Origin of the sequence: Pontibacter toksunensis, from assembly GCF_042686245.1 — a bacterium.
Taxonomy (GTDB): domain Bacteria; phylum Bacteroidota; class Bacteroidia; order Cytophagales; family Hymenobacteraceae; genus Pontibacter; species Pontibacter toksunensis.
In genome coordinates, this window is record NZ_JBHUOX010000048.1 from 1 (window position 1) to 12361 (window position 12361).

8 protein-coding genes and 1 pseudogene are annotated in these 12361 nt (G+C 45.1%); 5 read left to right on the top strand and 4 right to left on the bottom strand.

The window, feature by feature from the left end; translation table 11 throughout:
* The 4 genes from ACFS7Z_RS26255 to ACFS7Z_RS26270 all read left to right on the top strand — a co-directional run.
* A partial coding sequence (locus ACFS7Z_RS26255) for a hypothetical protein (protein WP_377492101.1) occupies positions 1 to 252 on the top strand: 252 nt, incomplete at its 5' end.
* A gap of 759 nt (positions 253 to 1011) precedes the next feature.
* A complete protein-coding gene (locus ACFS7Z_RS26260; RefSeq protein WP_377492104.1) occupies positions 1012 to 2343 on the top strand; it encodes a S41 family peptidase in 1332 nt (443 codons plus the stop codon).
* A gap of 386 nt (positions 2344 to 2729) precedes the next feature.
* A complete protein-coding gene (locus ACFS7Z_RS26265) occupies positions 2730 to 3887 on the top strand; it encodes a hypothetical protein (protein WP_377492107.1) in 1158 nt (385 codons plus the stop codon).
* A gap of 156 nt (positions 3888 to 4043) precedes the next feature.
* A complete protein-coding gene (locus ACFS7Z_RS26270; RefSeq protein WP_377492109.1) occupies positions 4044 to 6536 on the top strand; it encodes a TonB-dependent receptor domain-containing protein in 2493 nt (830 codons plus the stop codon).
* A gap of 219 nt (positions 6537 to 6755) precedes the next feature.
* Here ACFS7Z_RS26270 and ACFS7Z_RS26275 read toward each other — a convergent pair whose 3' ends face one another.
* From ACFS7Z_RS26275 to ACFS7Z_RS26290, 4 genes are all read right to left on the bottom strand, one after another.
* A complete protein-coding gene (locus tag ACFS7Z_RS26275) occupies positions 6756 to 7526 on the bottom strand; it encodes a LytR/AlgR family response regulator transcription factor (protein WP_377492112.1) in 771 nt (256 codons plus the stop codon).
* The gene (locus ACFS7Z_RS26280) at positions 7523 to 8185 is read right to left on the bottom strand and encodes a histidine kinase (protein ID WP_377492116.1); all 663 of its coding nucleotides are present in this window, start codon (positions 8183 to 8185) and stop codon (positions 7523 to 7525) included. Before ACFS7Z_RS26280 ends, ACFS7Z_RS26275 begins: the two co-directional genes overlap by 4 nt.
* Positions 8186 to 8630: 445 nt before the next feature.
* Complete coding sequence (locus ACFS7Z_RS26285) at positions 8631 to 9677, bottom strand: sensor histidine kinase (protein ID WP_377492119.1); 1047 nt, start codon at positions 9675 to 9677, stop codon at positions 8631 to 8633.
* A 217-nt stretch (positions 9678 to 9894) separates the two neighbouring features.
* The gene (locus tag ACFS7Z_RS26290; protein WP_377492122.1) at positions 9895 to 10971 is read right to left on the bottom strand and encodes a hypothetical protein; all 1077 of its coding nucleotides are present in this window, start codon (positions 10969 to 10971) and stop codon (positions 9895 to 9897) included.
* Positions 10972 to 11349: 378 nt separating this feature from the next.
* On the opposite strand from ACFS7Z_RS26290, the pseudogene ACFS7Z_RS26295 reads away from it, so the two are divergent.
* Positions 11350 to 12361, top strand: a pseudogene (locus ACFS7Z_RS26295) (transposase); the annotation flags it as partial.

Genomic DNA, 12361 nt, shown 5'->3' on the forward strand with positions numbered 1-12361 from the left:
GATGTTATGATTCATGCGGGATTAAAGATTGAATCTGAAGAAGTAAAAAAAGACAGAGAGTTGGCTTTTGACGGACCGGCTGATGAAGAGGTGTTAACTGCCTGGGAAAACCGCCTGGATCGGATGATTGCTCTTCAGCAATTTTTTGGGAAGGAAGAATTCTCAAATGTAAAAACACAGTTCCTGAACATGTTGGGAAGTGCTGATCATCAATGTGAAACAGAGATAAATTTCTTCATTGGAAGAAAATAAACATACGCCTAGCATTGCTCATAAGCCATAGCTGCTAAAGGCAAACGCATAAGCGAAAGCTACGGCTCATATACTCAATTTTACCATTCTATAACATATTTCAGCTTATGGCTACAAACAGTGAAGGCTCCTCATCCAGAGGAGCTTTCACTGTTCTATAACGTCAGTTATGTTAAATAAAGGAAGTTACTCATTAGTAAAATTTTATCAGCTCTCTTCTACCCTAGTAATCGCATGTTGCTAGCGTACAATATCCCCTACAGATTACCCTGCAGAATAAGCGTATTTATTGGTGCATAACAAGTTTACTAGGTAGAGAACAAACAAATAAAACTATAGCAACATAGTCTCTGCAGCTCTGCTTGCTTCTTGATTGCCCTGCCTGTTCATCACCTTTTATCCTTCGCCCTGCCCAAAAGCTCACCAGGTTAAACATCTTCCGCATCCTCGACGGTACCCTTCCCCTTCCGCTCCAGGAAAGCCAAGTTTAGCATTATTTTGTTCATGTTGCGGAGTAGGCTGTGGCTTATCCGCACCTTCATTTAATCTTTCACTTTCCCTGTACAATGAGCTGCTTTGTCGAACCTGTATCCAGGAAATTGTAGCATAGTGAGTATACTTTCCCCTGTTCACTACTCTTATCCGACGTTCTATGACAAAAGTTCAACAGCCAGTTACAACTCAATTGCCGTTGATCCTTACCATCTGTAGATTTAGAGTAACCATTAAACAAATTACTAATTCTTAAGCATGTCAACTATGAGAAATAAGTGCCAGTTACTCCTTTTCCTTTTCCTGAGCTTTATTGTTTCACCTAGTCTGTATGCCCAGGATAGTACCAAGCCCTTAACAAAAAAAGAGCGCGCGGAGGTGGTTAATTCGGTGAGCAAGCTCTTAAAGGAAAACTACGTTTTCCCGGAGGTAGCGGATAAGATGGTTCATTTGATCAGCGCCAACATGAAGGCGGGTAAATATAGGACAATTGATCAGCCAGAGGAATTTGCTGAGAAACTAACGCAGGACCTTCAAACTGTAAGCAAGGATAAGCACTTAAGCGTTCTTTTCGATCCGCAAGGGGTCCAACTGCATAAAAAGGCTGTATCTCCTGCGGATAGCTTAGCGCAAATAAACGAATACCTAAAAGGAATAAGGCGCAACAATTTCGGTTTTAAAGAAGCCAAAATCTTAGATGGAAACATTGGTTATCTGGATCTAAGAAGCTTTTCCAATATTCATTATGCTAAAGAAGCTGCGGTTGCCGCCATGAGCTTTTTGAGCAACGCGGACGCTTTGATCATTGACTTAAGAAAGAATGGTGGAGCTTATCCTTCCATGGTCCAATTTATCACCAGCTACTTTTACTCTGAAGATACGGTTCATTTGAATACCTTTTACTCCCGGCCAACCAATGAGTATACGCAGACGTGGACCCTGCCCTATGTTCCGGGGAAACGCAGGCCGGATATAGATCTCTACATTCTGACAAGTGAAAATACGTTCTCTGCGCCTGAAGAATTTGCCTACAACCTTAAAAACCTGAATCGGGCTACCCTCATCGGTGAAACCACAGGCGGTGGTGCTCATCCGGGTGGGACAAGGATTGTTTCTGAACGCTTCCTGGTCTGGTTGCCTACCGGTATGGCTATTAACCCGATTACCAAGACCAATTGGGAAGGAACAGGCGTCACGCCGCATATAGAAACAAGCCAGGAAGAGGCATTCGTTGTGGCGCAGATAAAGGCTCTCGAGAAACTAAAAAGCAGTAGTGTTGGTGAGAGAAAAAAAATTTATGACTGGAAACTGACCACATTAGAGGGTTTCAGGAACCCAATTAAGCTAGACATTAAGAAGCTTCAGGAATATGAAGGGAGATATGGTTCAAGAATTATATCGCTTGTTGGAGACAAATTATACTATCAGAAAGCAGATGGTCCAAAGTATGCACTCATATCCATGGGCCAGGACCTATTTGGCATTGCTGAGTTACCCCATTTCAGAATTAAATTTGCCAAAGAGGGCAACAATCAGGTAACTGCCTTGCAAGGACTTTATGAGGATGGAAGGGAGGACGAATCGGTTAAGGATAAGTAAAAAGGCCTAGTGCCTATGAGGCAGGTCAATACTTTCTGTATCGGGTAAGCCTACTAAACTATAAGTCAATAATTACTCTTCGGGAATAGTAATTTCCACCTGTTCCCTGGCCTAGCATATCTTTAGGTATATAATTGGTCATTGCTTCTCTGATACGGGACAAGGCAGATGCCAAATTTTTCCAACCTCAAGCACATGAATAGCTTTCCTGTAGAAAGCAAATTAGGTACGCATAAAGGTGTTAGGACATCTTGTAATGTTTTGTCTTTCGTCTTTCGCTACAGTAAACATACGGTTCATGACAGCCAACCGGCAGTTGGTTTCCTTTCGTTTTCTATTGCTTTTTCTGTGCATTACTTTCAGGTATAATTTAAACAAAAAAGGATATGAAAAAGCAAAACATGATTAACGAAATAAAAATCATACCGGCACTATTCTTTCTCAGCATGCTAGTGTCAGGTCTCCAGGCACAAACCTTAAAATATGTCTTTAGCAATACTAAGCAAGGTATACATGTAGAAAATGACGGAGAAACAACCTTGTATGTCTTTAGCAATAGTAAACAAGGTTTAAATGTAGAATATAACGGGAAAATAGCATTTGAGCCAGATGAGCGCAGTATAAAGGCTATTTCCGATGGTGGCTACCTGAGAATTGAAAAAACTACTCCGGCAAATTCCCGGGAGCTGTTGATTAAAAGCACAGGTAACAGCCTGAACTACGAATACAGGGAAGATGGAATAATAAAACCCTATGAACCTGACGGCAAAGCCTGGCTCTCCGAGATCCTGCCGGAACTTATTAAGACTACATCCATTGCAGCGGAGTCCCGTGTAGACCAGCTTTACGCTACAGGAGGGATAAGTGAAGTTGTAAAGGCACTACCGGAACTTGAAGGTGACCTTGTGCGAGCAGCGTATCTAAAGCTTCTGTTAGACAAGAAGATCAAGGAGGAGGATATTTCAACTATCATCAATGTAGTAGGCAGCCAAGTTCAATCTGACCATTACCGCTTCGAGATTTTCAAAAAGCTATTCCCTGAAAACACTGCTACCTCGGAAGACCTCTTTAAAGCCGTAGAGTTTATTGATTCAGACCATTATAAATCGCAGCTGATCGAGCCTTATGTAGTCAGCCTGCTTATAGCGGGTCAGCAGCAAAATGCATCCCGGCTGCTCCGCACAGTTAGCAGCGATCACTACAAATATCATATTATACAGGGCCTAGGGTCTAGAAGCCTTTCTGCCGATGCTTTAAAAGGCGTACTTAAAGTTGCCATGGCAGAAATTGATTCGGATCACTACAAAAGTGAACTTCTCGAATCGCTGTTAAAGTCGGGCAACATGAACGAAGAACGGCTGTTGATTCTAATCGACAATGCCCAACATGTTGGAAGTGAACATTATAAGGCAGGGTTCCTACAAGCGGTTTGCAACACAAATCCCAAGGAGAAAGTGATGGATAACCTTCGTGTGACAGCAAAATCTATCCAATCGCCTCATTTCTATGGTGAAGTGATGAGGTGTTTAAACTCAGGAAAATAAGGGTGAATACATGCTCCTGTAAATACACAAGGAAATGAGAATGACAGGGCAGTCCTACTGATTGTGTTAAACTGTTCCCCCTTTTCAATCAAGTTGTCATGCTAGTGCAATCTTAGTTGCACCAGAACCTATTCCATTTAAAATCTCTTTACTATTATGCCAGATTTACACTTCTCTTCCCATTGCAGCACCATCTTTTTCACGAAGCATCTGACGGTAATGCTTATTCTGCTTTTTGGCTTAGGAGTTTTTCCAGCATCTGGTCAGGGGACCAGCCCTAACCAACCTTCGGCTTCTCCTGCGGGTAGTCTCGTCAGGGGGAACGCCAGGATCACGGGCGCGATCATCGATGCTGCCACCAAGATGCCGGTGGAGTATGCCACCGTCACGGTGCTGGACGCACAGACGGGGAAAGTAGTAGACGGCGGCATCACAGATGCGAAAGGGGAATTCGTGGTCTCAAAACTGGCTGCCGGAACCTATGACCTCAGGACTAACTTCCTTGGCTACACGGCCAAAACACTAGAAGATATTGTGCTCGCGGCCGATAACACCACAAAAGAGGTGGGTAAAATTATGCTTGAGCCCAGCAGCCGGAGCCTAGAGGAGGTGGTCGTGACCGGCGAGCGGCCCCTGATCGAGGAGAAGGTGGACCGCCTGGTCTACAACGCGGAGGACGATAAGTCTACCCTTGGAGGCACGGGGGCCGATGTGCTGCGTAACGTGCCCATGCTGACAGTGGATGGGGAGGGCAATGTACAGCTGCGCGGCAGCTCAAATGTCATGGTGCTCATCAACGGCAGGCCCTCCTCCATCATGGCTCGCACTGTCGCAGATGCCATCCGCCAGATTCCCGCAGACATCATTAAATCGGTGGAGGTGCTCACCAGCCCCTCCGCCAGATACGACGCGGAAGGCACAGCCGGCATTATCAACATCATCACCAAGAAATACACCCTGCAGGGCTTTACAGGCGGGGGCATCATCGTTCCCGGCAATGTGTCCACTATAGGCAGCGCCAATATAAACTACCGGAAGGGGAACTTCGGTATCAACTCCAGCTTCGGCACCAACCAGTTCTACAACCGGGGCGACTCCCACCTAGAAAGAGTCACCGAGCGCACGCTGTATATACAGGATGGGAAGGTAAAGACACGGGAGGGTTATGTCAGCTCACAGGTGGGCTTTGACTGGAACATAACAGAACGAAGCAGTGTGGGCGGAGCGGTGCGGCTCACGCCGGGCCACGACTTCATAGACAACACACGAACGGCTATCTATTTCGTGGAAGGCCAGGAGCAGCGACGATCCTTTTTTGATTCTGATACCCGTAACAAGGGCCTGAGCTATGGCTTTAACCTCGACTACCTGTACACCTTTAAGAAACCACAGCAGGAATTCAGCATCCTCACCCTGTATGACAATTACCATTCAGTAGATAATACCTACCAGAACGAATACAACACCGATCAGCAGCTTGTCGCCCGGCAGCACAGCCAGAACAAGTATGAAAACAGGGAAGCTAACCTGCAGACAGATTATATACACCCTGTAACAGAGCATACACTTCTGGAAGTGGGCGCCAAGACCATCCAGCGTAGCGTCACCAGCGATGGTACCTTTAGCAACAAGGCTATCGTAAGTGGCAGGGATGAAACGATTGCAAGCAACTTTGCCTACGACCAGGATGTCTATGCGTCCTACCTGACGTACGGCTTTAAGGTTTTTCAGAAGGTAAACCTGAAACTGGGCGGTCGCTATGAGTTCACCAACATTGCTGCTGAATTTAAAACAGAGCAACAGACTTTCAATACCCACTATACTAACATTATTCCCAGTTTGGCCATGTCTTATACTTTCAAGGAGAAGCATACCTTCAGGGCAAACTTTACACAGCGCATCCAGCGGCCGAATATGTTCTATCTCAACCCTTTCCCGCAGATACTTACTCCGAACTATTTCCGGATCGGCAATCCGAAGCTGGATGCTGAGCTGACAGATATGTATGAGCTTAACTATGGCACTTACAACAACACGGTATCCATCAATGCCGGAGTTTTTGGCCGGATCACCGATAATGCCATCACTAGCCGCACCTACTCCAGCGTAGATGGCGACACTACGTTTGTCACGTTTCTAAACGTGGCCCGAAACGATGTGTACGGGATAAACCTGTTTGGCTCAGTTAAGCCCAGGAAGGGCTGGACCATTAACAGCAACCTGAACCTTTACCATTCCTATATCACTGGGTTGAATACCGCTAATGCGGGCTGGATGTACAATTTGAGTGCCTCTACTTCTATCGAGTTGTGCAAAGGCTGGGTGTACCGGTTCAATGGGTCCTTCAACTCCCGACGGGTTGTGCTGCAAGGGCGGGTCGCTTCTTTCTACTACCACAACACCACCTTGCGCAAGGACATCTTCAACAAGCGGGGGGGCATCGGCATCAACCTGGCAAATCCGTTCATGAAAGGCACCAGGATGCGCAGTGAAGTCGATACGGGTGAGTTTGTACAGCGGGAGGACAACATCAACTACACACGAGGCATCAGGCTGACCTTTGAATACCGCTTTGGACAGCTGGAGCAGACAGATAAACCACGGAAGGCCAAGAAAAGCATTAGCAATGACGATGCTCTGCGTAATTAAAAGTCTAGGGGGAATAATGTTACGATGAATATGACAAACCCTATGGGGTACATTAGCTAGGAGAACGTTATGGAAAAGATTTGCTCCAGATAGCCTCCATATACTGAAGTGAGGTGTATAGTAATTGACGGACAGTAAACTTGCTATGTGTCTGAACATGCATAGACAGAGGACAGCTGGTTGCTCACTTTCAAGCCCGAGCTATAGACTGATTCTAAATTAGTCTGTTCTTCCCCCTCCGAACCATGCTTTGAAATGGACTACCTTGTCACGGCTCACAATGATTTCCTCCCCATAAGGAAAGTTGGGGTTGATCCTCAGGCGGCTGTTAGAATACATCAACACATCTTTGATCCCCTCTAAGCTAACGATGTAGCTTCTATTTACCCTGAAAAAGGAATCAGGTGGTAGCAACTCCTCCAATGATTCGAGTTTATAATCCGTTATCAGCCTTCGTCCATCTTCACGGATCAAATAGGTATTACGCCCCTCAGCATGAAACAGGCGGATTTGAGCGGTAGGCACTGAATGAATATGAGCTCCTATTTTAACCAGAAAGCGATCCTTGTAAACCGGCCTGTTAAAGTGTTGATAAATTTCCTGAACTGAAGACAGGTGACTGTTAAAAGATTCGCTTAACTGCTTCAGCTTGTCTAAGCTGGAAGAAAAAGCATCGTAGTTGATAGGCTTCAGCAAATAATCAATCCCATTTGCTTTGAAGGCATCCAGTGCGTATTGATTATAAGCCGTTATAAATATGACGGGTTTTTTAAGTGACACCTGATCAAGAGCCTGAAAAGAGAGGCCATCGGCCAGCTGAATGTCCATTAACAGCAGGTCCGCTTCCTGTCCGCGGTCAATTAAAAGCTTCACTGTTTCTTGTATGCTTTGGGCGACACCTATTATTTCAATCTGGGCATCGTACCGCTTTAGAAAAAAGGTAAGCTTCTCCAATGAAGGCACTTCATCCTCTACAATAATGACTTTCATTTAATGGGCTTTTTAATATGACCGGTATAGTTTTCAGTTTCTCCGACCTGCTGATTTATTTGTTCTGGTATAGTTATAATGGAGTCACTTTTTGCTGTTGGAATAAAGATTTTAAAGTACCCCGTATCCTCCCAGCGAAGCTCTCTTCCTAGCCAACTATACTGAAGCCGGACCTCCTCCAGCATCTTGTATAGCTTCTCTCCGTTTATGAGTGAAAAGTTAGAAGGGAAGCTCAATACTACTTGTCCATCTGTCTCTTCTAGTAATATAACCAATGGCGCATGCTTCGAAGATAACTGGGAACTCGCAACAGACTCTAGTAATCTTACCAAGGTCCGTGGTACCACCAAGCTGCTTTGATCCGATACTGAAAACTCTATTTTAACATAATAGGGGCTATAATGGAGGAGGAAGCTTTCTATTTTCTTTATGACCTGTATTTCTTCTTCAAGTGGAATAAGCTCATCGTGCTGTTTTAAAAGATACCGGTAAATTTCAGCAAGGAGCAGAATACCATCATCCGCTTTTTCAAACTGCTTTTCATGTAATCTGAGTAGAATGGACTCAAGACCAGAAAGCAGAAAGGCAGGATGAAGAACATGATGAAAATGCATTATTTGATTGTCCAGTATTTCCGTTTTATGTGTTTCATTTTCCACTTTATATTGAAACTGTTGGTATATCCAGAAAAACCCTAGGAAGTATGTGTGATAGAGTAAAGCGATAAAAAGGAATATCCCGTTGAAGACCCTCAACTCGGTCGCAAAGCTTCCTATATTCGTCAGGCTTTCTACTTGATAAAAATAGAGAATAAGGGTACTGCTTGTGATGAGGACAGTCAACACCAAAGCACAGCATACTATCATTGACATCAGGATCCGGAGATGTCGGGTTTGATGTAATCGTTTCCTGAACAGGAGCACCAGCAAACGATTACATTCAAGAATAAGGTAACTCATGGCGATGCATACCAGTAACTCCTGATTAAAAAAGTCATCTAGGATCCTATAGACTGTGTCAAAAGCTAAGAGCACGAGAAGGTAAACCACACATCCAATGACGGGTGGAAGCAGGAGCCGAAAGAGAGGCCGGGTGGCTGGGTTGCTATACATCGTTCTTCCGTTCTGAGCCCTGTATGTAAGGAAGGATTACCTGATAATGGGTTTTGGATTGGGAAACCCGCAACTGGCTATTAGAAAAATGGCTGTAATGCGCCTGAAGGTTCTTCAGCCCAATGCCATGAGAAGCTACTCTAGCAGGCGTGACAGTTTTATTGTTCACTACAACAACTTGTTCTGTGTCAGCTGTAATAACTATTTTCATTTGATTTTCGGCAGTGGCCACATTGTGTTTCAACGCATTCTCAACAAGAAGCTGTAAGGAAAGTGCGGGTAGCTTATTTGAAAGACAGGTTGGGTTTATTCTTTTTTCCAGCATTATCTTTTGCCCAAAGCGGATCTGCATGAGATGAAAGAAGTTATCCATTATTTCCAGTTCTTTTTCAAGGCTGTTCAGGGGAGAACCGGCATATTGTAGCAGATGGTTATAATTCAAGGCTAACTTCCGCAGGAATCCTTCAGCCTGCTGTGGCCTTGTGCCTGTCAGATTAGATGCTGTATTGAGAGAATTGAAAAGAAAATGGGGCGTGAGCTGAGACCGAAGTATCTGGAACTGCAGCTCCTTTTGCTTCCGGGCAGCCTGAAGTTCAACTAAAGTCTCAGAGGAATAGCGGTTATATACAAACAATGAAAAATCACCCCATACGATGAAGAGACTAAGTACTAATCCCACAATGGCTCCCTTTAACATGAACAGCGTCCTGTTCTCCGATACAGACAGGTCTGTACTCAAACCCCAGGCTCCGGATTGAAGCACAATGAAATAAGCGGCAGACACAGTGGAGGCCCATAGCAAGAGAAAAGTAAGCCCAAGTCTAACCTGAACACTCTTTCTCCACGTAAATCGGTAAGCAAGGTAAAAATAGCCAGCAGTGATGAAGAGGCTAACTGAAAAAGTAACCAATAAAAGCATTATCCACTGGCTCGGGGAAAGGTTTGCCAGCATAGGCTTCCCTCCCAAGCTGTAGAGCAAGTAAACTAAAAAGCTTCCCATGAACAGATAAATGCAGCTGAAAGAAATAGCTTTTACCATACTGTTAGTTGTTTTTAAAGGAAGGTGTCTAACATTTAACTTTAATAGGAATCCTAACTAATACCCGAATAAAGCCTTAAAGAGGAACCATGAGGCACACACAGGAGCAAAAATACCACGATGTTACCCCCACCCGGTACCTAGCAGATCAACCACTTACAGCTACACAGTTTCCCTTCCAGCTCTTATAGCGACCTATCTGTATCATCTGTTTGGTTCAGTCTAAACACCTTATGACTTCACCGTAGTAAACAGACGATTTGATAGATTTTGCTGCCTCCCTAATTCTAGCCTTCACTTTTTCGCCTGGATTTGTAAGACAGACATCCTTCAAAAAATCCGCTTTATAAACATCACTCTTTATATTTGAAGTACTATTCACAAGAATTAACAATCTATTCTCATCACCTGTATTTTTTTGTAATACAGACATAAGAAGATCTTTTCTGTAGACATCGGAATTAATTCTTGTCATCAGACTCTCCAGAAGAACGCTCAATTGTTTATCAGATACTTTATCAAAATCCAAGCTTATAGCAATGTCGGTTTTATAAACATCACTTTTGACAGTATTGATCAGTTGAAGAGCCTGTTGCTGCTGTCCTGCTAAAATTTGACTTTGAACTACCGGTTGGATTAGATCCATTCTATAAACGTCTGAACCTAGCATTCCAACGGCTTTCAAGAGAAGAGCCGGGGACTTTGAGTGCGCCGGGAACATCATTCTGAAAACGTCATACCGGTAGACGTCAGATTGAATCACACTACCCACTGTTTGAATGATGTGCGTTAAATCCTCTTCTTTGATATCTTTTTTAAGTAAATATGAGATAAAAGCAGCACGCACATTTTCTCCTTTCAAATCTGGCAGTGCCCCTGTTACTGCCTTTACACCACCCTTACTGAAAAGGCGCTCTACACGATGTTCCGCGGCGATGGGTGTAGTCTTAACAAGCTCCGGCAGGATGTCGGAAAACCAAGCTTTCCCGTCAGGTTCATAAGGCTTTAGGCGCCCACCTTCCCTGTATTCATAATTCAAATCATTCCCCCTGCTATTGATTAACAGCTCCCGGGAATTTCCGAAAGTAGTTTTTTCAATTCTCAGGTAGCCACCATCGGAAATGGCTTTTATACTTCGGTCATCCAGACTGAGCGTGATTTTACCATTGTACTCTATTTTTAGGCCTTGACTTGTATCCTCTATAACATATTTCATTCTTTTTTCTGACACGCTTGTCTGTGCCTGTAAGCAGGGCACACCGATGCACAGAACAAGTAGAATGAGCAATGTCATGATTTTGGGGGTTATCGCCTTCATTTTCATACCCTAATTATAAAATTCAATTAAAAGTATTACGTCTGAAGTGCAATACAAAATGAAAGGGAACCAACCGCCTGTCGCCTGTCATGAACTGTATGATTAATGTAGCGAAAGTTAAAGTTACGTTCTACTATGCAATACCCTCCGCCAGGCTTGAAGCAATTTCGGTTTGTAGAGGAATAGACTTTTGTTTGTGTTCACCAGGAGGTATTATGTGGGATTTGATGTTCTCTACCGTTCGCTGCTTTTCCAACATATGTACAGGTTGCCTTGTCCCGCAAAACGAGGGTGGCTGTTGCACAACCGGCTGAAGATAGGCGTTAAAGGATAATTGACCTATTTCTTTTAGTAATGCAGGGCAAGAAAACTTTCAAAGATGAGAAGGAGCTGCTCTTCTCGCTCTCGGCGCACGTGCCGGAGCACAACTTTTACCGCCGGCTCAAGCAGCAGTTGGACCTGAGCTTCCTCACCGAGCTGACGCGGGACTACTACGGTAAGTGTGGCCAGCAGAGCATCGATCCGGTGGTGTTCTTCAAGCTCTGCCTGGTGGGCTACCTGGAGAACATCACCTCTGACCGCAGGCTCATCGAGCATTGCAGCCTACGCCTGGACCTTTTGTTCTTTCTGGATTATCAGCTTGACGAGCCCCTGCCCTGGCACTCCACTGTATCCCGCACCCGCCAACTCTTTCCCGAGGCCCTTTTTGAAGCATTGTTCAATAAAGTTTTCACCCTGTGCGTGGAGAAGGGTATGGTCAGGGGTGACATACAAGCCGTAGACTCAGCGCCAGTGAAGGCCAATGCCTCTATGGACAGCCTGCTGTTAAAGCAACCCCAGGAGTCAGTGCAACAGCAGGAGGCAGGCAAGCGCCACAGCAAACCGGCACAGGTTATCACCGCCCCCGCCCATCAGCTCAGGAAGCTGGGGAAGCATCAGGAGAATATCAGGGGCACATTCACCTCCTTGGGTTCAACCCATGAAAAGGCACAGCTGGTCAGCAACAAGACCCACTACTCCCCGCATGACCCCGATGCCCGCATATCAGTGAAACCGGGAAAGCCAGAAAACTCAACTACCACTGCAGCTTGGTGGTCGATACGGCCAAAGGTGTTATCTCCCATATCCGGGCGGACTTTGCCGACGGCCGGGACAGCCAGCACCTGCCTTCCCTGGTGATGCAGGTACAAAGAAGGTTGAAAGCCAATGGCCTCCTCATGCAGGAGCTGCTGGCTGATACCGGCTACTCCAACGGCTCCAACTATTTCATGCTCGAGCAGCGGGGCATCACAGGCTGGATACCTGTATTTGGGATGTACAAGCCCGAGATAGCCGGCTTTCCCTATGACAAGGACAACGACCGCTA